Source organism: Kitasatospora sp. NPDC088134 (assembly GCF_044741705.1).
Lineage (GTDB): Bacteria > Actinomycetota > Actinomycetes > Streptomycetales > Streptomycetaceae > Kitasatospora.
The window spans coordinates 11,980-37,359 of sequence record NZ_JBIUTD010000029.1; the positions used below are offsets into that span (position 1 = coordinate 11,980).

Consider the following 25,380-nt stretch of genomic DNA (forward strand, 5'->3'; position numbering starts at 1 on the left):
GCCGGCATACCCCGGCCGCGTCGGGCCGGCGGCGAGCGGGCGTCCGGCGGGCGGGCAGCCGATGGGCGGGGAGCCGATGGGCGGGGAGCCGGTGAGCGGGGAGCCGGTGGGCGGGCCGCCAGCCGGGCGGAGGCGAAGCGGGCCCGGCGGCGGAGCCGGCGCTGGGTGAAGGTGCTGGCGTACGGCACGGCCGGGCTGCTGGTGCTGACGGTCGGCACCGGCGGCTACCTGTACTACCGGTACAACGGCAACATCAAGTCGTCCGCGCTGTTCGCGGGTGAGAGCGGCGACGCGGGTCACGAGGTGCCGGACGCGTTCGGCCGCACCCCCATCAACATCCTGGTGATCGGCTCCGACTCGCGGGACAACCCGGAGGACTGCGCGATCGGCGGCGACTGCGGGCCCGGCGCGAACGCGGACGTCGAGCTGCTGCTGCACGTCTCCGCGGACCGCAGCAACGCGACGGTGCTGAGCATCCCGCGCGACCTGATGACCGACCTGCCGGGCTGCATCGACAAGGAGAACAACACCTCCTCGAAGAAGCACCGGGGCCAGATCAACGCCACCCTGCAGTACGGCCCGGGCTGCACCGTCGCGGCGGTGCACCAGCTCACCGACATCCCGATCGACCACTTCGTGAAGGTCGACTTCTCCGGCGTGATCAAGATGTCGGACGCGGTGGGCGGCGTCCCGGTCTGCGTCAGCGACAACGTCTACGACCCCTACTCGCACCTCAAGCTGAGCAAGGGCGAGCACACCCTGAAGGGCATGGCGGCGCTGCAGTTCGTCCGGACCCGGCACGGCTTCGGGGACGGCGGCGACCGCGGCCGCTCCTCGGCCCAGCACGCCTTCCTCGGCTCGATGATCCGCCAGCTGAAGAGCGCCGGGACGCTCACCGACCCGGGCAAGGTGCTCGGGCTCGCCGACGCCGCCACCAAGGCGCTGACCGTCGACCCCGGGCTGGACGGCGTCACCCGGCTGATCGGGCTCGCCAACGACCTCAACAAGGTGCCGTCCGACCGGATCACCTTCACCACCATGCAGACCCTGCCCGACCCGACGGACGAGGACCGGGTGGTCATCGGCCCCGGCGCGGACAAGCTGTTCGCCAGCGTCAAGAACGACCAGCCGCTCAGCCAGGGGTCGGCCGGCGACCCCGCCCCGGCTGCGAGCACGCCCGCCGCGCCGAGCCAGGCCCCGCAGAGCCAGGCGCCGCAGGCCCCGGCCGGGCCCGACCGGAGCGGCATCAGCGTGCTGGTCCGCAACGGCAGCGGCAAGGACAACCGGGCCGGAGACGTCTCCGAGGCACTGCGGCAGGCCGGTTTCGCCAAGGGCACCGCCGTCGGGAAGAACACCTCCGCCGAGAAGACCGTCGTCCACCACCCCGCCGGGCAGGAGGCCGCCGCCAAGCAGGTGGCCGCCGCGCTCGGTCTGCCCGCGAGCGCCGTGCAGGCCGGCAGCGGCAGCACGATCGAGCTGGTGATCGGCGCGGACTGGCCGTCCGGCACCACCTTCCCGGCCGCGAGCGGCGGCGTGCCGAGCGCCCCGCAGAGCATCGACCCGTCCGCCGCGCTCAAGGGCGCCGACGCCACCACCGCCGACAGCGCGGGCGGCTGCACCCCCGTCAGCCACCAGTACACCGTCAAGCTGCCCGGCTACGGCGGGATGACGCCGGTGCAGGCGTACGACAAGGCGAAGAACGTGCCGGACTCCGCGCCGTGAGCGTGTGAAGGGGCAGTGGGAATAGGGGGCGGGGGAGAGGGTTGGCGGGGCGTTTCGGCGGGGTGGCGCCGGTGCAGGCGTACGACCGCTCGAAGAACCCGCCGGCCCCGAGTGCCCGGACCAGCCGGTACCGCCCGCCGACCAGCCGCCCCAGCTGCTGAAGCTCCGTCATCCTGCCGCTGTCCGGCGCTCCTGACGGGCAGTCTCCCGGAACGGTCCGCAGCCCAGCCGGAGTTCGGCGGTCCCGGCGGGACTCAGAGCGCGACGACCGAGATCCGGGGTCCGCAGAGCAGCGTGAGGTCCTCCGGATCGGAGGTGAGGACAGTGACGGGTCCGACGGCCGAGCGGGCGATCACGGCGAGGGCGGCGTCGATCGCGTACTTGTGGCCGTGCAGCCCGTGGTCGCGAAGGAGCGCGGCCGCCCGGTCGCCGATCCCGCGGGTGACGTCGTGCACGTCGATCCGGGAGAGGGCCCAGCGAATCCGGGCCGGTCGGACCCGTGACCAGTCCGCCTCGATCACGGTCATCGCCGTGGTGCCCACCCGGACGTTCTCCTCGACGGCGGCCTGGACGAACGCCAGGACCTGACGATCGTTCAGGTAGTAGCGGGAGAGGCCCTCGCTGTCCAGCAGCAGGGTGCCCGGCATCAGGCTGCCGCGTCGTCGGCCCGGGCCGACCGGTCGTGGCGCAGGGCGGCGCGGGCGGCGTCGACCTCCTCGCGGGTGAGCGGCCCGTTGTCCGCCTCGAAGCCGGCGACCGTCTCGCGCAGCCGGTCCATCGCGACCCGGTGCTCCAGCGCCTCCGCGACGTACGCGGAGAAACCGCCGGGGCCGACCTGGCTGCGGACGGTCTCCGCCAGATCCTCGGGGAGGCTGACCGAATACTTCTTGCTACCACTCATGCTCTTCATCCTACCGCTGGTGGTAGGACTTCGGGCGGGTTCGGGCGGGCGGGTGGCCATCGGGCGTGTGCGGAGTCGGGATAGGGGGGCGATAGGCGGGCCGGTTCGGGGGGATAGGGGACGCCGGGAGAGTGGTGCTCACAAGAGGCGAACCTCCGCCGAACCGTGAGGACTCGGATGATGATCGATTACCAGAACCGGACGACGTCGAGGGGGACGGCGTCAGAACCCCTGGCGGCTGAACTCAGCGGCGTGGTCAAGCGGTTCACCACCGCGAAGGGTGAGGTGTTCACCGCGGTGAACGGGCTGGACCTGAAGGTCCGGCGGGGCGAGGTGGTGGCGTTCCTCGGGCCGAACGGCGCGGGCAAGACCACCTCCATCGACATGCTGCTCGGGCTGACCGGGCCCGACGAGGGAGAGGTGCGGCTGTTCGGGCAGGAGCCCGAGCGGGCGGTGCGGGCCGGCCGGGTGGCGGCGGTGCTGCAGTCCGGCGGGCTGCTGCCGGACCTGACGGTCGAGGCCACCGTGCTCATGCTGGGCTCGCTGCACCCCGGGGCCGACCCGGAGCGCTGCATGGCCCGGGCGAACATCACCGAGCTCCGCAACCGCCGGGTGGCGTCCTGCTCCGGCGGCGAGCAGCAGCGGCTGCGCTTCGCGCTGGCACTGCTCTCCCGGCCGGACCTGCTGGTGCTGGACGAGCCGACCGCCGGCATGGACGTGGTGGCGCGGCGGGACTTCTGGACGGCCGTCCGGGACGACGCGGCGCGCGGCATGACGGTCCTGTTCGCCACCCACTACATGGAGGAGGCGGACCGGTTCGCCGACCGGGTCGTGATGATCGACAAGGGCGCGGTGGTGGCCGACGGCCCGACCTCCGCGATCCGCTCCGCGACCAGTGGCCGGACCGTCTCGGCGCTGCTCAGCCCGTACGAGGCCGGCCTGGTGTCCCGGACGCCGGGCGTGCGCTCCAGCGCGGTCCGCGGCGACCGCACCTACTTCACCTGCACGGACTCGGACGCCCTGCTGAAGGCGCTGGTCCGGGAGACCTCGGCGCGGGAGATCGAGGTGGCGCCGCGCAGCCTGGAGGAGGCCTTCATGGCCCTCACCGAGAACGGCCACCCCGCCCCCGCGAAGGAGAACCCCTGATGGCCGCCGTCGCGGCGCCCGCCGCCGCCCGCACCCCGCTGTTCAACGGGGTCAACCCGACCTTCGTCCGCTACGAGCTGCGCCGCCGGTTCAACCGGCAGACCACGATCTTCACGCTGCTGCTGCCCGCGGTGCTCTACCTGGCGCTGTACCGCACCGCCCCGTCCGGCGGGGCGACGCTGCCGCACGGCAACTTCGCCGCCTGGATGATGATCGGTCAGGCGGTGTACGGCGCGGCCACCGCGGCGGTCAGCTCGGCCGCCACCATCTCGGTCGAGAAGTCCGCGGGCTGGATGCGCACCATCGCGATGAGCCCGCTGGCCCCGCCCGGGTACCTGCTGGTCAAGGTGCTCTGCTCGGTGCTGATGGCCGGCGTGCCGGTCGCCATCGTGGGTGTGCTGGGTCTGCTGACGGGTGCTCAGGCGAGCGCCGGCGTCTGGGTGGTGTCGCTGCTGGTGGCCTGGGTCGGGTCCGCGGTGTTCGCCGCGCTCGGCATCGGCATGGGCCTGGCGATGAAGCCCGACGTGGTGATGCACATGCCCGGCCTGACCATGACGGCGCTGGCCTTCCTGGGGAACCTGTTCATCCCGCTCAGCGGCGTGATGCTGGAGGTCTCCCGCTACACCCCGCTGTACGGGGTGGCGACGCTGGCCCGGTACCCGCTGAACGACGGTTTCTCCTTCCACGGGGAGCACTCCAGCGTGACCGGCGCGGTGTTCAACCTGCTGGCCTGGTTCGCCGGGTTCTCCTTCCTGGCGCTGCGCCGGTTCGCCAAGTCCACCGGCCGCCCGTAGCGCTCCCGTCCACCGGTCCCACCCGTCCCAGCCGAAGCACCCGTCCCACCCGTCCACAGAGCTGTCCGGCGTCCGTCCGACGGGCGCGGGTCCCACCCGAAAGGGGGTTAGAACAGATGTTCGCATTCATCGCACCGGGGCAGGGCTCCCAGACCCCGGGCCTGCTGGCCGCCTGGCTGCGCGACCCGGACACCGCCGAGCGGGTGCGGGCCTGGTCCGAGGCCGCCGACACCGACCTGGTCCACCTCGGCACCAAGGCCCCGGCCACCGAGATCGCCCGCACCGAGCACACCCAGCCGCTGCTGGTCGCGGCCGGACTGCTCGCCCACCACGAGCTGCGCGACGCCGCCCCGCCCGAGGCGGCGGTCGCCGCCGGCCACTCGGTCGGCGAACTCACCGCCGCCGTCTGGGCGGGAGCGCTCGAACCTGCCGACGCCGTCCGGCTGGCCGCGGTCCGCGGCCGGGCGATGGCCGCGGCCTGCGCCGAGGCCGAGACCTCGATGTCCGCCGTGGTCGGCGGCGAGGAGGCCGAGGTCCTGGAGCGGATAGCCGAGGCCGGCCTGTACCCGGCCACCTTCAACGGGCCCGGCCAGATCGTCGCGGCCGGCGCCGCCGACGCCCTGGCCCGGCTCGCCGCCGCCCCGCCGGCCGGCGCCACCGTCAAGGCGCTCAGCGTCGCCGGGGCCTTCCACACCCCGTACATGGAGTCCGCCCGGCTGGCCTTCGAGGCCGCCGCCGCCCGGACCGCCTTCGCCCGGCCGGTCCACCGGCTGCTCTCCAACGCCGACGGCACGGCCGTCGACGACCCCGAGGAGATCCGCCGGCGGCTGGTGCACCAGCTGGTCAACCCCGTCCGCTGGGATCTGTGTCTCCGTCAACTGGCGGAGATAGGGCCCGAGTTGACCGTCTCGCTGCCGCCCGCCAAGACGCTCGCCAACATCCTGCGCCGCCAGCACCCCGAGCTCGACGTCCTGTCCGTCACCACCGCCCGGGACACCGCCCGGGCCCGGGAGCGGCTGACCGCCCCCGCCAGCCGAGGAGCGTCCGTCCATGCCGGTGTCTGACCTGCTCGAATACCCGCTCGCCGAGCGGGCCGACCACCCCGCCGTGATCGACGCCCAGGGCACCCTGGAGTACCGGCGGCTCGGGGTCGCGGTGGACCGCGCGGTCGGCTGGCTGCGCGGCCAGGGCCTCGCGGCCGGCGACCGGGTGGTGTACGCCGGCGGCAACGACCGGGCCTTCCTGGCCCTGTTCTGGGCCACCCTGCGGATCGGCGCCATCTTCGTCCCGGTCCACCCCGACCTGACGGACCACCAGATCGACCACATCGTGGCCGACAGCGGGGCCGCCCTCGCGGTCTGCCGCCCCGAGGCCGGCCGCCGCGCCGCCCGCACCGTGGACGTCGAGCCGGCCTGGCAGCAGGTCCTCGCCAGCGCCGAGGACGGCCACCGCGCCGAGGTCGACGAGGACGCGGTCGCCCTGCTGATCTACACCTCCGGCACCACCGGCCGCCCGAAGGGCGTGGTCTGCCCGCACCGGCAGATGCTCGCCGCCCTCGACGCGATCAACGCCTGCCTCGGCTACGCGCCGGAGGACGTGGTGCTCTGCCGGCTCCCGCTCTCCTTCGACTACGGCCTCTACCAGGCCCTGCTGTCCACCCTGGTCGGCGGCACCCTGGTGCTGGCCCGGCGCAGCGAGGACATGGGCCTGCTCCGGCTGATCGAGCGCACCGGCGTCACCGTCGTCCCGCTGGTGCCCTCGCTGGCGCAGATCCTCACCCTGCTCCAGGGCAAGCTGCACCGGCCGACCAAGGTCCGGCTGTTCACCAACACCGGCGCCCGCCCCGGCCGGGCCGTCACGGCCGAGCTGCTGGAGCTGTTCCCCGGCTCCGAGTTCGCCTCGATGTACGGCATGACCGAGTGCAAGCGGATCTCCATCCTCGACCCCGAGGAGTACGCCGCCCACCCCGACTCGGTCGGCCCGCCGATCCCCGGCGACCGGGTCCGCATCCTGGCCCCCGACGGCACCGTGCTCGGCCCCCGGGAGACCGGCGAGATCGTGGTCTCCGGACCGACCGTGATGGCCGGCTACTGGGGCATCCCGATCGAGGCGCAGCAGCGCTTCGTCCGCCGCCCCGACGGCTCGCTGGAGCTGCACACCGGCGACAACGGCTGGCTCGACGAGGACGGCCGGCTCTACTTCGTCGGCCGCGACGACGACGTGATCAAGCGCCGCGGCATGCGGGTCGCGCTCACCGAGATCGAGGACGCCGCCGAGCGCATCCCCGGCGTCACCGCCGCCGTGGCGCTGCGCCCCGAACCGGAGGGCGCCCCGCTGCTGCTCGCCGTGCACGGCAGCCTCGCCCCCGAGGCCGTCCGCACCCTGCTGCACGCCCGGCTCGACCACAGCCGGATGCCCGACCGGGTGGTGGCCGTCGACACCGTGCCGCTGACCGCCAACGGCAAGCCCGACCGGGCCGCCGCGAAGGCCCTGGTCGAGGCCGCCGAACAGGCGGCCGGCCCCGACCGCACCGCCCCGCAGACCACCACCACCCCGAGGAGCAGCCATGAACCAGTCACAGTTTGACCAGCTCGTCGAGCGGATCTGCTCCGTGCAGGTCACCGACTCCGAGACCCCGCTGGTGGACCTGGGCGTCGACTCCCTGCACACCATCGCGCTCGTGATGGCCGTGGAGGAGGAGTTCGGCATCGAGGTCGACCCCGACGCCCTCGCCGACCCGGCGCTCGCCTCCCCGGCCGGCCTGTTCCGCTACGCGCAGACCTGGGCCGCGGCCCCGGCCCGGGCCTGAAGGACCGTCAGCCATGTGGACCGACACCAGACCCGCGGCCGAACTGCCCAAGCTGTTCGAACGGGGCGGCGACGTCATCTCCCTCTCGGGCGGCCTGCCCGACCTGGACGTCCTGCCGCTGGACGCGATATCGAACCAGCTCTCCCGGCTGGTCCGGCTCGGCGGCAAGCTCGCCCTGCAGTACACCACCCCGCACGTCGCCAAGGCCCTCGTCCCCGCCGTCGCCGACCTGATGGCCCGTGAGGACGGCCACGCCGACGCCGACAACCTGATCCCCACCAGCGGCTCCCAGATGGGCCTGACCGCCGTCGCGCTGGCCCTCGGCGCCCCCGGCCAGACCATCCTGGTGCAGACCCCGGCCTACCCCGGCGCCACCGCCGCCTTCCGCACCGCCGGCCTCGACCTGCACGCCGCCGGCGAGGACGAGCACGGCCTCGACCCGCAGCAACTGCGCACCACCGTGCGGGAGTTGAGATCCACCGGACGCACCGTCCGGATGCTCTACACCAACCCGACCTTCCAGAACCCGACCGGCGCCACCCTCTCCGTCCCGCGCCGCGCCGCCATCCTCGCGGCCTGCCGCGAACTCGACCTGCTGCTGGTCGAGGACAACCCGTACGGCCTGCTCGGCTTCGACGGCACCACCACCACGCTGTTCCAGGCCCTCGACCCGCAGCAGGTGGTCTACCTCGGCACCTTCTCCAAGATCTTCGCCCCCGGCCTGCGCTCCGGCTGGATCGCCGCGCCCCAGCACCTGCGGCACGACCTGGCCCGGGTCGCCGAGATCATCTCGCTCTCGCCCTCCGCGCTCGCCCAGGGCGCGCTGGCCGCCTACTACTCCCGCTCCGGCTGGAGCGAGCTGATCGACCGCTTCCGGGACAGCTACCGCGAGCGCTGCGCCCTGATGGCCGACGCCCTGGACGCCGAACTCGGCACCGACAGCCCCTGGCACTGGCAGCGCCCCGGCGGCGGCTTCTACCTCTGGCTGCGCCACCGCGACGGCGCCGACGCCGGCCCCTACGCCCGGGCCGCCGCCGACCGCGGCGTCTCGGTCGTCCCCGGCGGGCACTTCTCGATCGACGGCGAGCACGCCGACGGCCTGCGCCTGTGCTTCAGCAACGTCCCGCGGAAGAAGATCACCGAGGCGGTCGGCCGACTGGCCGGCGCGCTCACCGAACAGCCCTCCCCGGCGGGCGAGTTGACGGCGGTGGCCGGATGACCGCGCCCGTCGCCGAGGCCGCCGCCGCCGACTGGGCGGACTTCGGCCCGCGCCACCCGCTGGCCGGCACCGACTGGAAGGTCTGGGGCGTCGGACTGCTCCGCAACGCCGGCTTCCCGGTCTCCGGCCTCGACCTGGTCGGCGGCACCCGCGCCCCGGCCGCCGCCGCCCGCAGCAACCCCCGGCAGGGCCCCTCCGCCGAGTTCCTGGCGGCCTACCGGGCCGACGCCGAACGCGAGAGCGCCGCCCTGGCCGCCCTCGCCGCCGACCCGAAGCTCCGGCTCGCCGTCGCCTGGCAGAACCGCACCTTCTTCCGCCTGCTCGACTCGCTGGCCGCCCCCGGCGGCCAGGAGGCCAAGCGCCGCCAGCGCGAACGCACCCTCGCCATGTACTGGCTGCGCTACTGCGCCAAGGCCGAGACCATCGGCTTCTTCGGCCCCGCCGCCTGGATCGGCGTCGGCCGCACCGACCGCGCCGTGGCGATCGAGAACGGCCCCGGCCTGGTCGCCGCCTCGCACACCGCCCTGGAACGCTGGACGGTCGCCGCGATCGCCGACCGGATGGCCGAGGAGCCCGGCGCCCGCTGGTGGTTCCCGCCGGTGCTCCGCCCCGACGTCCAGCTCGACGGCGAGCAGCTGGTCCTGCCCAACCGCAAGACCGTCCGGCTGCGCCCCGAGGACGTCCAGGTGCTGCGGCTCGCCGACGGCGACCGCAACGCCGAGCGGATCACCGAACTGCTGATCGCCGAGCACGGCTGGGAGCCCGGCACCGCCCACCAGCGGGTGGACAAGGTGCTCGGCCGGCTGCTCCGCCAGCGGGTGCTCGGCTGGGACGCCAACATCCCGGTCGACGTCCGGGCCGAGGAGGTGCTGCGCCGCCGGGTCGCGGCGATCGGCGATCCCGCGCTGTTCGTCCGCTACGACGCCGTGATCACCGAACTCGCCCGGCTGAAGGGCGAGATCGGACAGGCCCGGAGCGCCGAGCAGCTGGTCGAAGCGCTGGACGCGCTGGACGCCTATTTCGTCGAGGTGACCGGACAGGCCGCCTCCCGCGAGGAGGGCAAGGCGTACGCCGGACGCACCCTCAGCTACCAGGACGCGCTGCGGGACTGCCGGATGGAGCTGGGCCGGGACTTCCTGGACGGCATCGCCGCCCCGCTCGCCCTGGTCGCCGACGCCGCCGACTGGTTCGGCAACCGGCTCGCCGAACTGGTCGAGGCCGAGGTCGCCGGATTCGTCCGGAAGGCCGCCGGACGGCAGCCGGGCGCCGTCACGCTGGCCGACGTCTGGCCGCAGACCCTGGCGCTGTTCTGGGGCGAGCAGAACCACCCCGTGCAGCAGGCCGTCCGCGAACTCGCCCTGAAGTGGCGGGAGGTGATCGGGGAGGTGCCCGAGGGCGCCACCCGGGTCGACCTGAAGGTGGACCGGATCCTGGACCGGGCGCGGGCGGTGTTCGCCACCGGGCCGGTCCGCTCCCCGCACCTGGCCGTGCACAGCCCCGACCTCCAGGTGGTGGCCCGCTCGGTCGACGAGGTCAACGCCGGCACGCACCTGGTGGTGCTCGGCGAGATGCACGCCTGCCTGGCCACCCTCGACCTGCCGTTCCTGGACTGGACGGCCGGCGGCGGCTCGGTCCGCGACAAGGTCAACCGGGCGATCGGCGCGGAGCGGCTGGTGCCGCTGCTGCCGGTCGGCTGGAAGCGCAACAGCGGCCGGATGGTGCCCGCCCCGATCGGCGAGGGCGACCGGCTGATCGGCTTCACCCGCGCCCCGTTCGACCAGCGGGAGCGGATCGAGCCCGCCGTCTCCATCACGCTCGCCGAACGGGACGGCGAGGTCACCGCCACCACCGCCGACGGCCGGTCCCGCTCGCTCTCCGAACTGCTCGCGGTGCTGATCTCGATCATCGCCTGCGACGCCTTCAAGATCGGCCTGGACCGCCCGCACGCCCCCCGGGTCACCCTCGACGACCTGGTGCTGTTCCGCGAGACCTGGCGGGTGCCGCTGGCCCCGCTGGCCCTGCCCGCCAAGCCCGACCGGCACCGCGACTACCTGGCGGTGCGCCGCTGGGTGGCCGACCACGGACTGCCCGACCGGGCCTTCGTGAAGTTCCCCGAGGAGACCAAGCCGTCCCTGGTCGACTTCACCAGCCCCGTGCTGGTGCTCTCCTTCGCCAACCTCGTCCGCCGGGCCGTCCAGTCGGACCCCGCCGCCGGGGTGACCGTCAGCGAGCCGCTGCCGGCCCCCGAGGAGTCCTGGCTGCCCGACGCGGACGGCGAGCGCTACGTCAGTGAGCTGCGGCTCCAGATCAGCCGAGAGGTGCCGGAATGACCGTGCTCGTCCCCGACGGCGCCGGGGCGCGGGTCCACCCGCACCGCCCGTCGGACCCCGACATCGTCGCCACGATCGGCAGAACCCCGCTGGTGGCGCTGGACCGACTCTTCCCGCCCGCCCGCTTCCAGGTGCACGCCAAGTGCGAGCGCTTCAACCCCGGCGGCTCCATCAAGGACCGGGCCGCCAAGTCGATGATCGAACAGGCCATCGCCACCGGCCGGATCGTCCCCGGCGTCTCCACCGTGGTCGAGTCCTCGTCCGGGAACCTGGGCATCGCGCTCGCCCAGCTCTGCAACTTCCACCGGCTCGGCCTGGTCATCGTGGTCGACCCGCGCACCACCCCGCAGAACCTCGCCATCATGCGGGCCTACGGCGCCCGGGTCGAACTGGTCGAGCACCGCGACCCCGCCACCGGCGAGTTCCTGCCGGCCCGGATCGCCCGGGTCCGGCACCTGCTGGAGACCGTCCCCGACGCCTGGTGGCCCAACCAGTACGCCAACGAGGACAACTCGCGCGCCCACCACACCACCATGCGCGAGATCGTCGAGGCCCTCCCCAGCGCCCCCGACTACCTGTTCCTGGCGGCCGGCACCACCGGCACCCTGCGCGGCTGCGCCGAGTACGTCCAGGACCGCGGGCTGCCGACCCGGGTGGTCGCGGTGGACGCCGTCGGCAGCGTGATCTTCGGCCCGCCGGAGCCCTGGGAGTCCAGCCACAAGCGCACCATCCCCGGCCACGGCGCGGCGGTCGTCCCCGCGCTGCTGCGCCCCGGCCTGGCCGACCGGGTGGTCAAGGTGACCGACTCGGAGTGCATCCGCGGCTGCCGCCGCCTGCTGGCCGAGGAGTCGATCCTGGCCGGCGGCTCCTCCGGCGCGGTGATCGCCGCGCTGCTGCAGGCCGCCTCCTGGATCGAGCCGGGCAGCTCCTGCGTCGCCGTGCTCCCCGACGGCGGCGACCGCTACCTCGACACCATCTACGACGACCAGTGGGTGGAGTCCTACCTCCGGCAGTACCTGCCGACCGACCAAGAAAGGACCGCGCCGTGAGAATCCTCGGCCGGGAGGACGTCCGCACCGCCCTGGAGGGCCTCGACGGCAGCATCGTCGACCTGGTCCGCACCGCCTACGTGCTGCACGGGCAGGGCAAGTCCGACCTCCCCTTCTCGACCTTCCTGCGCCCGCTGCACCGGGACGGCTCGCGGATCATCGCGCTGCCGGCCTACCTGGGCGGACCGGCCCCCGTGATGGGCCTGAAGTGGATCTCCTCCTTCCCGGAGAACGTCGAGCGGGGCATGCAGCGCGCCAGCTCGCTGTGCATCCTGAACGACCTGGAGTCCGGCTACCCGGTCGCCCTGATGGAGGGCAGCCAGATCTCCGCGGTCCGCACCGCGGCCGGTGCGGCGCTCGGCTCCAAGGTGCTGAACGGCGACCGCCCGGTCCGCACCGTCGGCCTGGTCGGCTGCGGCACCATCAACCACCGGGTGGTGCACTTCCTGGCCCAGGTCCACCCCGAGCTGGAGACGGTGCTGCTGCACGACGCCTTCCCGGCCCGGGCCGAGGTGTCGGCGGCCGAACTCGCCGCCGAGCACCCGGGCGTGGAGTTCCGGGCGGTCGGCCTCGGCCGGGCGCTGGGCGCCGACACGGTGTCGATCGCCACCACCGACTCCTCGTACTGGCTGGACCTGGCCGACCACCCGGACCGGCCCGAGGGCCAGGTGGTGCTGCACCTGTCGCTGCGCGACCTGTCGGTGGACTCGGTGCTCGGCGCGGCCAACGTGGTCGACGACGCCGACCACGCGATCCGCGAGCAGACCTCGCTGCACCGGGCCGAGCAGCGGGCCGGCCACCGCCGCTTCGTCACCGCCGAGATCGGCCCGCTGCTGGAGGGCACCGTCGAGCCGCCCGCCGCCCGCACCGTGGTGTTCTCCCCGTTCGGGCTGGGCGTGCTGGACCTCGCGGTCGCCGAGGCGGTGCTGACCGCCGCCGAGAGGACCGGGCTCGGCACCGAGGTCGAGGGCTTCGACCCCGGCACCCACAAGGTCACCTCCAACCTCGCCGGGAGCCTGGCATGACCGGACTGTTCACCGAAGGGACCCGGGCGGTCGTCACCGGCGCCTCCCGCGGCATCGGCGCCGCCATCGCCCTGCAGCTCGCCGAGCACGGCTGCGACGTGGCGCTCAACTACCGCTCCAGCGCCGGCAAGGCCGAGCAGCTGGCGGAGAAGATCGAGGGCCTGGGCCGCCGGGCCCTGCTGGTCCGGGCCGACGTCTCGGACGAGGCGCAGGTCACCGCGATGTACAAGGAGATCCGCACCGCCTGGGGCGGGGTGGACGTCGCGGTCCTGAACTCCGGCATCACCGCCGACGGGCACTTCGCGGCGATGAGCGCCGCCAAGTGGCAGGAGGTGATCTCCACCAACCTGACCGGGGCCTTCCTGACCGCCCGGGAGGCCACCAAGCAGATGTACGCGAGCGGCGGGGCGATCGTCTTCATCGCCTCCACCTCGGGCATCGCCGGCCGGGTCGGCCAGGCCAACTACGCCGCCTCCAAGGGCGGGGTGATCGCCATGGCGAAGACCCTCGCCTACGAGGGCGCGCCGAAGAACATCCGGGTCAACGTGGTCGCGCCGGGCTTCATCGACACCGACATGGTGAAGAAGGTGCCGCGCGCCCAGCTGAAGGAGGCCGCGGCGGCGATCCCGCTGGGCCGGATGGGCACCCCGGAGGAGGTCGCCCAGGCGGCGGTCTTCCTGGCCAGCCCGGCGGCCTCGTACATCACCGCCAAGGTGCTCACCGTCGACGGCGGGATGCTCTACAGCTGACCCCCACGGTCGAACTGACGTTCCATCAACCCACAGAGAGAGGCACCACCATGTCCACCGCCACCTTCGAGGACGTCCGCGCTCAGGCCGAGCAGCGCCTGGAGAAGAACCTCAAGATCAAGTCGATGATCATCGACCGCCTGGGCCTGGACGCCGAGGCCGAGGTCGTCTCCGACAACCAGCCGCTGTTCGGCCGCGGCCTGGAGATGGACTCGCTGGACACCCTGGAGATCGTCGTCATGATCAACAACGAGTACGACGTGCTGATCAGCGACGACGACTTCGAGGCCTTCGGCTCCATCAACGCCCTGGTCGACTTCATCGAAGCCCGCGAGGTCTGACCGTGACCATCGCCCCCGCGCCCGCGCCCGCCAGAACGGCGGCCAAGGAGAAGCCGAAGACCTTCGCCTACTCCTCCGACGACATCAAGCGGATGCTCCCGCACCGCTGGCCGATGCTGATGATCGACCGCGCCTACGACGTGGTCCCCGGCGTCTCCGGACGCGGCGTCAAGAGCGTCTCGGTGAACGAGCCGTTCTTCGCCGGCCACTACCCCGACCACTCGATCATGCCCGGCGTGATGATCGTCGAGGCGATGGCCCAGCTGGTCGCCGTGGTCTACGTCGCCGAACTGCTGGAAGCCCCGGCCCCCGCCGAGGGCGACGCGCCCGCCGACCCCTCGGCCAGCGTCGGCTACCTCGGCTCGATCAGCTCGATGAAGTTCTCCCGGCTGGTCGTCCCCGGCGACCAGCTCACCCTGGACGCCAAGCTCGGCCAGAAGCTCGGCGGCCTGCGCTCGGTCTCGGTCCGGGCCTCGGTCGGCACCGAGCTGGCCGCCGCCGGCTCGCTGATCGTCACCACCGAACGCAAGGGCTGACCCGGCGTCACCCGCCCACCAGCAGCAGACAAGGAGGTGTGGAATGTCCATCACGATCCGCCCGTACCAGGAGGGCGACGCGCATGACATCGCCGAGCTCTACAACCGTCACCGCGACAACCCGAACCCGGTGGCGGGCGGGATCACCGGCGAGGAACTGGAACGCGAACTCGCCGAACGCGACACCGCGACGTTCCTGATCGCGGCCGACGACGGCCGGGTGGTCGGCACGTTCGGGCTGTTCCACAGCACCGGACGCCGCTCCGCCCGGGCCGGCGAGCTGATCGCCGACATGTTCTTCGTCGCCCCGGCCTACCGCAACGGCGTCATCACCGGACGGCTGTTCACCGAAGCCGTCGAATGGATGATGCGCTGCGGCTGCCTGGTGCTCCGGCTGACCGTCAACCCGGCCAACACCGTCGCCTTCAAGCTCTACCGGCGGGTCGGCTGCGTCTCCGTCGGCGAGACCGTCCCCGGCGAGGACGGCAACGTCGAACTGCACAACTACATCCCGCTGATCCTGCGCAGCGTCTTCCACGACCTCGGCCCCGAGGCCGTCGCGGCGCTCGGCCGGCTCAGCAGCTTCGGCAACGTCACCGACGGCCGGGACGGTGAACTCCGTTCCGACGTACGGGTGGTGGACGGAATCCGGACCGTCGCCTACGCTCTGGCCCTCGGCGAGTTCCAGCTCACCGCCACCATCGACGTCGACCGCGGCCTGATGCTGGCGGCGGAGCTCACCGACCCGGCCGGCAGCACCCGGACGCTGCGGATCGCCGAACCGCCCTACGAGATCCGCACCCCCGGAACGGCCACCGCCCACCGCTTCGGCGACCACGGCCTCACCGCCGAACTCGACGCCGCCGAAGGCACCCTCACCGTGCACGCCGAGGGCCACCACGGGCCGGTGTTCGTCTCCACCTGGCCCAGCGCCGAGGCCGACCGCTCGGCCGGCTGGCGCGAGGGCCAGGCCCGCGACCTGGAGATCACCCCCGTCGAGCACGGCGTCCGGGTCACCGAGCGGGCCGGCGGCAACCGGGTCACCGGCACCCTCACCCTGCACGACGGAGTCCTCGGCCAGGACTTCGAGTTCACCACCCGCCCCGGCCGGATGTTCCAGACCGTCGGACTCCGCCAGGGCGACTTCACCCTCACCGACCCCGACGGCACCGCCCGGCAGCACCCGATCGGCACCGGCCTCGGCGTCCGCGACACCTCCGAGGTGGTCGCGGCCGCACAGACCGCGCCGGCCGGCTCCACGCTGGCCTGGACCGACGGCACCCACCGGGTCCTGCTCCCCGCCGGACACCCCGTCCGGCTGATCACCGCCACCCTGGTCGAACGCCACCTGGAGCCCGACGCCGACGGCACCGTCCGGCTGCGCACCGAGCTCCGCACCGGCGCCGACCGCCCCGCCCGCACCCCCGAAGCGGCACAACCCGCCGACGGGCAGCGGAAACTGACCGTGCAGGCCACCGCCGGCGGTATCACCGGCTGGACCGAGAACGGCGCCAAGGTGCTGCGCAGCCCCGCCCCCCGCAGCCGGGTCTTCGGCTGCAACCCGCACTGGAGCGCCGGCGCCTGGGTCACCCGCGAGCACCACCGGCACAGCCCCGCCACCGGCCTCGGCTGGGGCGTCGCCGCCGACCGCGAGTGGGAGCAGAAGCACCCGCTCGGCCTGGCTGCCCCGCAGCAGCGGATCAGCTGGGAGGTCACCGCCCCCGAGCAGGCCGCCGAACCGGTCCGGATCGACATCCAGGCCCCCGGCGCCGACGAGGAGATCGTCCTCTGGCTCACCCCCGACGCCCCGGCCGACACCGCCGTGGTGATCGACTCGGCCGGCCGCCGCCGCGAGCTCGCGACCGGCGACTTCCGGCAGGTCTGGGCCGGCGCCGCCGCGATCCGGCTCGGCAGCGGCCAGTGGCTGCACCTCGCCCCCGCCGGCCCGGCCGGCACCCAGGAGATCGTCCTGCGCACCACCTCCGCCGGGCTGCTGGTCGGCTGCGCCGCCGCCGCCACCGAGGCCGCCTGGCAGCTCTCCGTCCACCCCGCACCCGCGATCTGACGCACCGTCACCCCACTCGGAAGGAAACGAACCGCCATGACCACCGCTCCCGCCCGCACCGCCCAGGACGACTACACCACCGTCCGCACCGCCATCGGCGCCTACCGGATCACCGCCCCGCTGGTCCGGGTCTCCGGCGGCGACCGCTACGAGTTCCTCGACCTCTTCCTCGCCAAGTCCAGCGAGTACGTCGAGCCGGACAGCGTCCGCGAGGCCCTGGCGCTGAACGCCGACGGCACGCCGTTCGCCATCCTGCTGCACTTCGAGATCGGCGACGACTCCTGGCTGCTGCCCCGCACCCCCGTCACCGCCGAGGAGCTGACCGCCTACCTGGCGGCCCTGGACACCCCCGCCGACGCCACCGTCGAGGTCGAGCCCGAGGGCTGGGGCGCCAGCGCCTTCGAGGGCCCGAACGCCTGGGCCGCCGCCGCGAAGTTCGTCGACTTCGACATCTCCGGCCTCACCCTGCACGGCGTCACCGAGGCCGCGATCGCCGCGGAGCCCGCCGCGCTCGCCCACCTCGCCCGGGTCGGCACCACCGGCGAGTACGGCTACCTGCTGCTCTCCAACGCCCCGGAGGCCGGCCACGCCGCCGCCGTCGAGGCCGTCGAGGCCGAGGGCGGCGCCGAGATCGGCGAGCAGGGCCTGGCCCGGGTCCAGGCCGAGGCCGGCATGGCCGTCTACAGCGCGGGCTTCGCCGGCCTGCCGGTGCACGAGGCCGACCTGGCCTGGATGGTCGACTGGAACCGGATCGGCGAGTTCCAGGGCTCCGAGGAACTGGTCAAGCCCACCGCCGGGACCGCCCGGATCACCGCCGTCGCCGCCCCCGCCGGCACCGCCCTCGCGGCCGGCACCCCGGTCACCGCCGGCGGGCAGCAGGTCGGCACCCTGGTCTGGCAGGCCCCGTCCGCCAACGCCGACGAGGAACTCGCCGTCGCCCTGCTGGACGCCCCGTTCTGGGTCCCCGGCCTGGAGCTGGAGACCACCGCCGCGGACGGTGCCGTCACCCCGCTGCGCACCGTCACCCAGCCCCGCGTCATCGCCCGCTCGCTCACCACCCGGATCCACTGATGACCGACCACACCGCCCCCACCACCGAGCGCATCGCGCTGACCGGCCTCGGCCTGATCACCGGCGCCGGCGACGACACCGAGAAGAGCTGGGCCGCCATCTCCCAGGGCGTCTCCGGCATCAAGACCAACACCCTCTTCGACACCACCGAGCTGCTCACCGACTGGGCCGGCATGGTCACCGCCGAGCAGCCCGCCGACCTCGACCGCTGCTACGCCCTCGCCGCCACCGCGATCCGCGAGGCACTGCGCACCTCCGGCCTCGACCTGGACACCGTGGACCGCGACCGGGTCGCCGTGGTGGTCGGCTCCAGCCTCGGTGCGATGCCCACCCTGGAGAGCGTCCACCGCGACCTGGTCAAGGACGGCAAGCTGGACGCCGTCGCCGCGGCCGGCTCCCAACTCCCGTGCGTGGGCGACTACATCGCGGCGGAGTTCGACCTCCGCGGCCCGCGGATCGTGCTCTCCAACGCCTGCGCGGCCAGCGCCGTAGCCCTCGGCTACGCGGCCGAACTGCTCTGGAAGGGCGAGGTCGACCACGTCATCTGCGGCGGTGTCGACCCGCTGGCCGAACTCTCCGCCTACGGCTTCTCCGCCCTCGGCGCGCTCGACCCCGAGCCGTGCGCGCCGATGTCCGCCTCCACCGGGCTCACCCTCGGCGAGGGCGCGGGCTTCATGGTCCTGGAGTCCGCCGAGCGGGCCGCCGCCCGCGGGGCCGCCGCGCTCGCCGAACTCGGCGGCTACGGCCTCTCCTGCGACGGCTACCACCAGACCGCCCCCGACCCCAGCGGCAAGGGCGCGGCCGCCGCGATGGCCCAGGCCCTGGAGACCGCCGGACTCGCCCCGCAGGACGTCGACTACGTCAATCTGCACGGCACCGGCACCCCCGCCAACGACGTGTCCGAGCCCAAGGCCGTGAAGCTGCTGTTCGGCGCCGAGGTGCCGCCCGCCAGCTCCACCAAGTCGATGCTCGGCCACACCCTGGGCGCGGCCGGCGCGGTCGAGGCGATCGTCTCCACCCTCGCCATCGACCGCGGCGTCATCCCGCCGACCGTCAACACCCGGGGCACCGCCTCCCCGTTCGGCCTGGACATCGTCCCGGACAACGGGCGGCCCGCGCCGCTCGAGGTGGTCGCCTCCAACTCCTTCGCGTTCGGCGGCAACAACGCCACCGTCGTGCTCAACAAGCCCGGCCGGCCCGCCCGTTCGGCCCGCCGCACGCAGCCCGTCCAGCACGTCGTGGTCACCGGCGTGGCCGGCCTGGCCGGCTCGGCCGGGTCCACCGCCGAACTGACCGCCGCGCTCGCCGCGGGCCGGGTCGGCTTCGACCTGCTGGAGCAGGTCGACGGGGTCGGCGAGCGCCCGATCGGCCGGATCGACGTCAAGGCCGTCACCAAGCGCCTCAACCCCAGCAAGGCCCGCCGGATGGACCCGCTCGGCATCCTGGCCGCCGGCGCCGTCGGCGACCTCTACGAGCGGCACGGCAAGCCCTCCCGGGCCGAGGCCGAGGGCACCGGCATCGTCTTCGCCACCGGCTACGGCCCCGTCACCTCGGTGCTCAACTTCCACCGGGGCGTGCTGGAGCAGGGCATCACCGGCGCCAACCCGGCGATGTTCGCGAACACCGTGGTCAACGCCGCGGCCGGGCACGTCGCCATGCTGCACCGCTACCGCGGCTACACCGCCACCATCGCCAACGGCGGCACCAGCTCCGTCCTCGCGCTCCAGCTCGCCGCCCGGGTGATCGCCCGCGGCATGGCCGACCGGATCATGGTCGTGGTCGCCGACGAGTTCCCCGAGCAGGCCCTGGCCACCCAGGCCCGGCTGCCCGGCTACGCGAAGACCCCGCACGTCGTCCCCGGCGGCGGCACCGGCACCGTCCTCTCCGAGGGCGCCGCCGCGATCCTGCTGGAGTCCGAGAGCTCCGCCGCGGCCCGCGGCGCGGGCGTGCTGGCCGACGTCCGCGGCTTCGGCGCCTCCGGCGAAGCGGCCGGGATCGGCCGGATCGGCCGCGACGGCGAAGCCTGGGCCCGCGCCCTGCGCGGCGCCCTCACCGAGGCCGACAGCGCCCCCGGGCAGATCGACACCGTGGTCTCCGCCGCCTCCGGCTACCGCCTGGTCGACCTCGCCCAGTCCCGCGCCCTCGCCCTGGCCGGCCTCGCCGACCGCCCCACCCGCACCCCCAAGGCCCTGCTCGGCGAGACCTACGGCTCCGCCGGCGCCCTCGGCCTGGTCGCCGCCCTCGCCGGCGAGGCCCCGGCCGGCCGCCTCCTGCTCTCCAGCTTCGCCTACGGCGGCTCCTACGCCGCCGCGGTGTTCGACGCGAGGGCCTGATGAACACCCTGCGGACAGCCGGACGGGCAACGCCCGAAACACTCCTGACGGGCCGTCGGAGCTCCGTCGTGGTGACGGACGCGGCCGCGCCGGGCCCGGCGGGCGTCGACGGGGACCGCGCCGGCGGTGTCCTGCGGACGGCCGGGCGGGCACGTCCGGAAGTCCACCTGACGGACCGTCGGACCGGCGGGGCGGGCTCCGCCGGGGGGCGCGGCGCGGACGGGCTGCTGGTGGCCGGCTGGTCGCTCGGGCTCGGGCCGGTGCTCGCCCTGGCCGATCAGGGGGCGGGCCGGGCCGCGACCGGCCGACGGGCGGCCGAAGTGCGTTACGCCGCACGGAGGTTGACGGCCCGGCTGGTCGGCTCGGCCGGTACGGCACCCCGGGCGGTGCGACCGGCGGGCCCGCGTGCCGCCGGCCGCCCGGGGCCGTCGACCGCGCGGGCCGCCGCCGCCACCCGCCCGCTGGCCGCCCCGTCCACCGCCGCCCTCCGGCCCGCCGGATCTCTCGGCCCCGTGGTGGACTGCCTGGTGACCCGGCACCCGCGGTTGCCGCGGGACCGGATGGGGAACCGGGTGAACGGGGCCGGGCGGTGGCTGATCGCGGAGGCGGTGGGGCGGCTGTACGGGGTCCGGCTGACGCCCCGCGAGCTGGGGCGGGACGAGCACCGGCGGTGGAGCGTGCCGCAGCTGGGGCTGACCGCCTCGGTGGCGCACTGCGCGGAGTACTCGACGGTGGTGCTGGCGTCGTCCGGCCGGGCCGTCGGGGTGGACCTGCAGGACCACCGGGACCGGCCGGCCGCGATGCGGTGGCTGGGCGAACTGCTCGGCCGCCCGGACGGCGAGCCCGCGACCATGCGGGACTTCGCCGAGTGCGAGGCGCTGATCAAGGCCTCGCACCTGCGCAAGGAGACCTTCGCCGGTGTCCGGCTGCCCGCCTGGGCGCCGGGCTGGCGACCCACCAACGTCGGCTACCTGGTGCGCTCCGCCGATCTCGGCGGCGGACTGCAACTGGCCCTCGCCATCGACGCCCCCGCCCCGGTGCGCTGGTGGTGGCAGCCCGACCAGGCCGGCCCGGCCGTCCGCACCGACGCCCTCACCCTGGAGCCCGCCGCATGACCCCGCCCACCGCCGCCCCCGCAGAAGCCGTCGCGGAAGCCCCCGCCCGTGCCTACACCCGCCGGATCTCGCAGATCGAGCGCGGCTACCTGAACGCCAACGCCACCGGCACCGCACAGCTGATCCAGATGGTGATCGAGGGCACCGGCCGGCTCGACCGCGCCGAACTCGCCGACGCGGTACGGAAGTCCACCGCCGCCAACCCCGGCCTCGCGGTCCGCCGCAAGGGCGCGAACTGGCGGGCCGACGACGCCGCCCTGCCGCCGATCACCGAGCTGCCCGCCGACGCGGACTTCACCCACCCGTTCTTCCACCGCGACCTGGACGTGGTGGCCGGCCCGGTCTGCGAACTCGGCCTCGCCACCGGCCCGGTGACCCGCCTGGTGGTGCGGGCCAGCCACATCGTCACCGACGGCCGCGGCCTGCGGTACTGGATCGAGGACCTGTTCCGCGCCCTGCGCGGCGAGGACCCGGTCGGCGCCGCCGCCACCGTGGACGACACCCACTTCCGGGCCGCCGCCGCCCCCGTCCCGGCGGCACCCGTCCCGCCCCGGGTCCCCGGCTGGCCGGCGATCCTCGGGCAGGGCCCGGCCGACGGCACCGCGCTCTGGCTCCGCCGCTCGGTGGCCGCCACCCCGTCCGCGGCCACCGCCCGGATCGGGGCCGCCGTCTCCGAGCTGCTGGCCGCCGACGCCGGACGGCTGATCGTCCCCGTCGACCTGCGCCGGCACGACCCGGCGGTGCGCTCCACCGCCAACCTGACCTCCCAGCTGGTGCTCGACCTGCACCGCGAGGACCGCTGGAACCGGCTGCACAGCCAGCTGCTCGCCGCGATGCTGCGCAAGCGCGAAGTCGCCGCCCTGGAGCGGGACTTCCTGCGCAACAACCCGTTCGCCAACTCGCTCCGGGAGGCCCAGGAGCTGGACGGCAGCCGCTTCCCCTGCACGGCGATCCTGACCGACCACGGCCGGATCGACCCCGAGCTGTACCGCACCGAGGACTTCTGCCCCACCGAGTACTACACCCTGCCGATGCTCGTCCCGTACGCCGAGATGTTCCTCAGCACCTGCCGGATCGGCGACCGGACCGAACTCACCCTGTCCTGCCGCAACCGGCCCGACGCCCGCCCGGCCGCCGAGGCCGTGCTGGACCGGATCGAACACGCCCTGCTCGCGGCCGACTGAACCCGCGCACCCCTCCTCCCGCTGATGAAGGACCTGCGAAGATGCCCACCACACCCGCCCGCACCACGGTGAACGCGGCCAAGGGCAAGGCCCGCCGCAAGCCAGCCCCGGCACGCAAGCCCGCCGCCGCCACGACCGCCACGGCCGAGCCGACCGCCGCCAAGACCACGACCGCCGCTGCCACCGCCCCCAAGAAGCCCGCCGCGAAGTCGCAGAACGCGAAGCCGGAGAGCACGAAGCCGGAGAGCACGAAGCCGGAGAGCACGAAGCCGGAGAGCACGAAGCCGGAGGCCGCCGGGACGTCCCCCGTCGCGGTCGCCGAGCGCCCCGACACCGAGCCCGGGCCCGCGCCCGCCGACGCGAAGGCCACCGCGCCCGCCGACGCCCAGGCCGCCCCGTCCGCCCCGCCGTCCGGCGACGGCGCCCCGTCGAAGTCCGCGCTGGTCACGATGGCGGTGGCCATCGCCGGCGGGTTCATCGCGCTGCTCGACACCACCATCGTCAACGTCTCGATGGAGGACACCACCGCCCGGTTCGGCGGTCTGGAGCAGGTCCAGTGGGTGGTGACGGCCTACCTGCTGGCGCTGGCGGCCGTGATGCCCGCGACCGGCTGGCTGGCCACCCGGTTCGGCACCAAGCGGGTGTTCGTCGCCGCGGCCGGCCTGTTCGCGCTGGGCTCGCTGGGCTGCGCCGCCGCCCAGTCGCTGGACCAGCTGATCGCGGCCCGCGGCATCTCCGGCGCCGCGGCCGGCGTGCTCACCCCGGTCTCCACCATCCTGCTGACCCGCGGCGTGCCGCGTGAGCACCTGGCCAAGGTGCAGGGCCTGAACGGCTCGGTGATGCTGATCGGCCCGCTGCTCGGCCCGACCATCGGCGGCCTGCTGGTCTCCTGGGGCGGCTGGGCGGCGGTGTACGCGGTGAACATCCCGTACTGCGCGCTGCTGCTGGCCGCCGCGCTGCGCTGGGTGCGCGGCGACGCCCCGGCGCCCGGCAGTGCCCGGCCGCTGGACCTGCTGGGCCTGGTCTCCTCGGCGACCACCACCGTCTGCACGGTGCTGGCGATCCACGAGTACGCGGGGCACGGGGCGACCGCCACGGCGGCGCTGCTGGTGCCGCTGGGCCTGGCGGTGGTCGGTGGCGCGGTGTTCGTGGTGCGCCAGCTGAAGGCCCGTCACCCGCTGTTGGACCTGCGGCTGTTCCGCAACCCGGTGTACGCGGCGGCGGTGGTGAACATCTTCGGCCTGGGCTTCGTGCTGTACTCGCCGATGATGCTGATCCCGCTGTACTTCGAGGTGGCCCGCGGCGAGTCGGCGGTCACCACCGGCCTGCTGATGTCGGTCGGCGGCCTGGGCGTGGTGGCGGCGGCCTGGCTGTCCCGGGTGCTGCTGCGGAAGATCGGCGGCGGCGCGACCGTGCTGATCGGCATCGGCCTGACCATGCTGGCCACCGCCCCGCTGACCGGGCTGACCGGGCAGACCTCGTACCTGCTGCTCTGCGGCAGCCTGGTGGTGCGCGGCCTGGGCACCGGCCTGACCATCGTCCCGACGATGACCCGGGCGTTCCAGTCGATCCGCCAGCAGTCCATCCCGGACGCCTCCTCGCAGCTCAACCTGACCCAGCGGATCGGCGGCGCGCTGGCGATCGCGGTGGTCACGGTGGTGCTCACCGACTCCGCGAAGGCGCACCGCGGCATGGTGCCGGCGGCGTTCGCGCACTCCTTCGGCTGGCTGCTCGGGGTGTACGCGGTGACCCTGCTGCCCGCGCTGGCGCTGCTGCTGGCGGACCGCCGGGAGAAGCGCCGCACCCCGGCGGAAGCCTGACGGCCCGTCGGCCCGGCCGGTCGGCCGGACCCGTCGGACCGGCCCCACCGGTCGGACGCCCGCGGTCAGCGCGTGGCGGGGAGCCAGCCGTCCTGGACGGCGTGCACCCCGGCCTCGAAGCGGCTGCGGGCGTCCAGGCGTTCCATCAGGTTCGCGGCGAACCGGCGGGCGGTGCGCGGCGAGACGCCGAGCCGCTTGGCGATCGCCTCGTCGGTGTGGCCCTGGGCGAGCATCTTGAGCACCGCCAGCTCGTGCGGCGGCATCTCGTCCTCCGCGCACTGCGGGGTGTCGCCGACCGGGACCGCCCCGCTCCACACGCCCTCGAACAGGGCGCACAGCGCGGCCACCGTGCCCGCGCCGCGCAGCACCACCGCGCCGGCCCGGGCGTCCTCGGTGTCTATCGGCAGCACGGCCTGCCGCCGGTCGAAGATGATCATGCGGATGGGCAGGGCGGGGACGGTGCGGACCTGGCCGCCGTGCAGGTTCAGCCAGGTCACGTGGTCCAGCGTCGGCCGGTGGTTGCGGACGCTGTCCAGGTAGACGGTGCGCATCTGCACACCGCGCGCCAGCAGCGCCGCGTTGGGCTGCCGGCTGGCCCGCAGGTCCTCCTCCGAGTGGGCGCCGCCCGGGGCGAAGGTCGCCACCTCCTGCCGGACCGAACCGGCCAGGTCGGCCAGCCGCTCGCGGATCGCCTCCGGCCCGATCAGCTGCTCCGAGTCCGGGTCGGTGGCGGCCGGGCGGAACGCCGAGCACTCCGCGATCAGCTGCGCCGCCGCCGCCCGGGAGGCCTCCACCCGCATCTGCTGGGCGGCCAGTTCGGCCTGCTGGCGGGCCAGCAGCACCTCCATCGCGGTCTCCGGCCCGATCGCCCGGAACCCGATGCCCTCGCGGCCCGACGGCTGGATCAGCGCCAGCTCGCTCAGCCGGTCCAGCCCGGTGCGCACCCGGTCCTCGGTGATGCCCAGCGACCCGGCCAGCACGGCCACCCCGGCCTGCGGTTCGGCGAGCATCCGGCGGTAGATGGCCTCGGCCTCGGTGTCGAGCCCCAGTACGTCCAGCATGGATCGGTCCCCGTTTCGATCAGCGGCAGTAAGGACCCGTCGGCATCCGAGCTTACTGACGCAGCGCAACCACTCCCTGACTCAGGCGTTCCGGATGCCGTTCCTCGGGC

Annotated in this window: 22 protein-coding genes; 19 read left to right on the plus strand and 3 right to left on the minus strand. The window is 74.2% G+C overall.

The features are described from left to right. The first annotated feature begins 165 nt into the window (after positions 1-165). The gene (locus tag ACIOHG_RS31645) at positions 166-1,722 is read left to right on the plus strand and encodes an LCP family protein (protein ID WP_400955729.1); all 1,557 of its coding nucleotides are present in this window, start codon (positions 166-168) and stop codon (positions 1,720-1,722) included. A 254-nt stretch (positions 1,723-1,976) separates the two neighbouring features. On the opposite strand, the gene ACIOHG_RS31650 is transcribed toward ACIOHG_RS31645, so the two are convergent. After that, positions 1,977-2,369, minus strand: a complete 393-nt coding sequence (locus tag ACIOHG_RS31650; RefSeq protein ID WP_400955730.1) for a DNA-binding protein — start codon at positions 2,367-2,369, stop codon at positions 1,977-1,979. Next, positions 2,369-2,623, minus strand: coding sequence for a hypothetical protein (locus ACIOHG_RS31655; RefSeq protein WP_400955732.1), 255 nt, complete (start codon positions 2,621-2,623; stop codon positions 2,369-2,371). Before ACIOHG_RS31655 ends, ACIOHG_RS31650 begins: the two co-directional genes overlap by 1 nt. A 252-nt stretch (positions 2,624-2,875) precedes the next feature. Here ACIOHG_RS31655 and ACIOHG_RS31660 point away from each other — a divergent pair, with 252 nt between their 5' ends. The 18 genes from ACIOHG_RS31660 to ACIOHG_RS31745 all read left to right on the plus strand — a co-directional run bounded on the left by ACIOHG_RS31660 (position 2,876) and on the right by ACIOHG_RS31745 (position 24,209). Beyond that, a complete protein-coding gene (locus ACIOHG_RS31660) occupies positions 2,876-3,769 on the plus strand; it encodes an ABC transporter ATP-binding protein (RefSeq protein ID WP_400955733.1) in 894 nt (297 codons plus the stop codon). Next, on the plus strand, positions 3,769-4,563 hold the full coding sequence (locus ACIOHG_RS31665; protein WP_400955735.1) for an ABC transporter permease: 795 nt from the start codon (positions 3,769-3,771) through the stop codon (positions 4,561-4,563). The genes ACIOHG_RS31660 and ACIOHG_RS31665 overlap by 1 nt, the downstream gene beginning before the upstream one ends. Before the next feature lie 116 nt (positions 4,564-4,679). Further along, positions 4,680-5,627 (plus strand): ACP S-malonyltransferase, encoded by a 948-nt coding sequence (locus ACIOHG_RS31670; protein WP_400955736.1) that lies wholly within the window; start codon positions 4,680-4,682, stop codon positions 5,625-5,627. Continuing rightward, the gene (locus ACIOHG_RS31675) at positions 5,614-7,149 is read left to right on the plus strand and encodes a class I adenylate-forming enzyme family protein (RefSeq protein ID WP_400955737.1); all 1,536 of its coding nucleotides are present in this window, start codon (positions 5,614-5,616) and stop codon (positions 7,147-7,149) included. Before ACIOHG_RS31670 ends, ACIOHG_RS31675 begins: the two co-directional genes overlap by 14 nt. Then, complete coding sequence (locus ACIOHG_RS31680; RefSeq protein ID WP_400955739.1) at positions 7,130-7,372, plus strand: phosphopantetheine-binding protein; 243 nt, start codon at positions 7,130-7,132, stop codon at positions 7,370-7,372. The genes ACIOHG_RS31675 and ACIOHG_RS31680 overlap by 20 nt, the downstream gene beginning before the upstream one ends. A gap of 13 nt (positions 7,373-7,385) precedes the next feature. Beyond that, complete coding sequence (locus ACIOHG_RS31685; protein WP_400955740.1) at positions 7,386-8,591, plus strand: PLP-dependent aminotransferase family protein; 1,206 nt, start codon at positions 7,386-7,388, stop codon at positions 8,589-8,591. Further along, positions 8,588-10,921 carry a lantibiotic dehydratase gene (locus ACIOHG_RS31690; RefSeq protein WP_400955742.1) on the plus strand — a complete coding sequence of 778 codons (2,334 nt, stop codon included), beginning with the start codon at positions 8,588-8,590 and terminating at the stop codon, positions 10,919-10,921. Before ACIOHG_RS31685 ends, ACIOHG_RS31690 begins: the two co-directional genes overlap by 4 nt. After that, positions 10,918-11,970, plus strand: a complete 1,053-nt coding sequence (gene sbnA / locus ACIOHG_RS31695) for a 2,3-diaminopropionate biosynthesis protein SbnA (RefSeq protein WP_400955744.1) — start codon at positions 10,918-10,920, stop codon at positions 11,968-11,970. Before ACIOHG_RS31690 ends, sbnA begins: the two co-directional genes overlap by 4 nt. Beyond that, positions 11,967-12,995 carry a 2,3-diaminopropionate biosynthesis protein SbnB gene (gene sbnB / locus ACIOHG_RS31700; RefSeq protein WP_400955745.1) on the plus strand — a complete coding sequence of 343 codons (1,029 nt, stop codon included), beginning with the start codon at positions 11,967-11,969 and terminating at the stop codon, positions 12,993-12,995. The genes sbnA and sbnB overlap by 4 nt, the downstream gene beginning before the upstream one ends. Further along, positions 12,992-13,744, plus strand: a complete 753-nt coding sequence (gene fabG / locus ACIOHG_RS31705) for a 3-oxoacyl-ACP reductase FabG (protein WP_400955746.1) — start codon at positions 12,992-12,994, stop codon at positions 13,742-13,744. The genes sbnB and fabG overlap by 4 nt, the downstream gene beginning before the upstream one ends. Positions 13,745-13,794: 50 nt before the next feature. Continuing rightward, entirely contained in the window at positions 13,795-14,085 is a 291-nt protein-coding gene (locus tag ACIOHG_RS31710; protein WP_099901454.1) for an acyl carrier protein, read from the plus strand. 2 nt (positions 14,086-14,087) lie between these two features. Further along, on the plus strand, positions 14,088-14,621 hold the full coding sequence (gene fabZ / locus ACIOHG_RS31715; protein WP_400955747.1) for a 3-hydroxyacyl-ACP dehydratase FabZ: 534 nt from the start codon (positions 14,088-14,090) through the stop codon (positions 14,619-14,621). 43 nt (positions 14,622-14,664) lie between these two features. Then, positions 14,665-16,686 carry a GNAT family N-acetyltransferase gene (locus tag ACIOHG_RS31720; RefSeq protein WP_400955748.1) on the plus strand — a complete coding sequence of 674 codons (2,022 nt, stop codon included), beginning with the start codon at positions 14,665-14,667 and terminating at the stop codon, positions 16,684-16,686. A gap of 36 nt (positions 16,687-16,722) precedes the next feature. Further along, the gene (locus ACIOHG_RS31725; RefSeq protein ID WP_400955749.1) at positions 16,723-17,757 is read left to right on the plus strand and encodes an aminomethyl transferase family protein; all 1,035 of its coding nucleotides are present in this window, start codon (positions 16,723-16,725) and stop codon (positions 17,755-17,757) included. Further along, positions 17,757-20,090 carry a beta-ketoacyl synthase N-terminal-like domain-containing protein gene (locus tag ACIOHG_RS31730; RefSeq protein ID WP_400955750.1) on the plus strand — a complete coding sequence of 778 codons (2,334 nt, stop codon included), beginning with the start codon at positions 17,757-17,759 and terminating at the stop codon, positions 20,088-20,090. The genes ACIOHG_RS31725 and ACIOHG_RS31730 overlap by 1 nt, the downstream gene beginning before the upstream one ends. Positions 20,091-20,158: 68 nt before the next feature. After that, a complete protein-coding gene (locus ACIOHG_RS31735) occupies positions 20,159-21,205 on the plus strand; it encodes a hypothetical protein (protein WP_400955751.1) in 1,047 nt (348 codons plus the stop codon). Beyond that, entirely contained in the window at positions 21,202-22,389 is a 1,188-nt protein-coding gene (locus ACIOHG_RS31740; RefSeq protein ID WP_400955752.1) for a hypothetical protein, read from the plus strand. Before ACIOHG_RS31735 ends, ACIOHG_RS31740 begins: the two co-directional genes overlap by 4 nt. Positions 22,390-22,430: 41 nt before the next feature. After that, positions 22,431-24,209 (plus strand): MDR family MFS transporter, encoded by a 1,779-nt coding sequence (locus ACIOHG_RS31745; protein WP_400955753.1) that lies wholly within the window; start codon positions 22,431-22,433, stop codon positions 24,207-24,209. 65 nt (positions 24,210-24,274) lie between these two features. Here the strand turns inward: ACIOHG_RS31745 and ACIOHG_RS31750 are convergent, their stop codons facing one another. Beyond that, the gene (locus ACIOHG_RS31750; RefSeq protein WP_400955754.1) at positions 24,275-25,270 is read right to left on the minus strand and encodes a LuxR C-terminal-related transcriptional regulator; all 996 of its coding nucleotides are present in this window, start codon (positions 25,268-25,270) and stop codon (positions 24,275-24,277) included. Positions 25,271-25,380 lie beyond the last annotated feature (110 nt).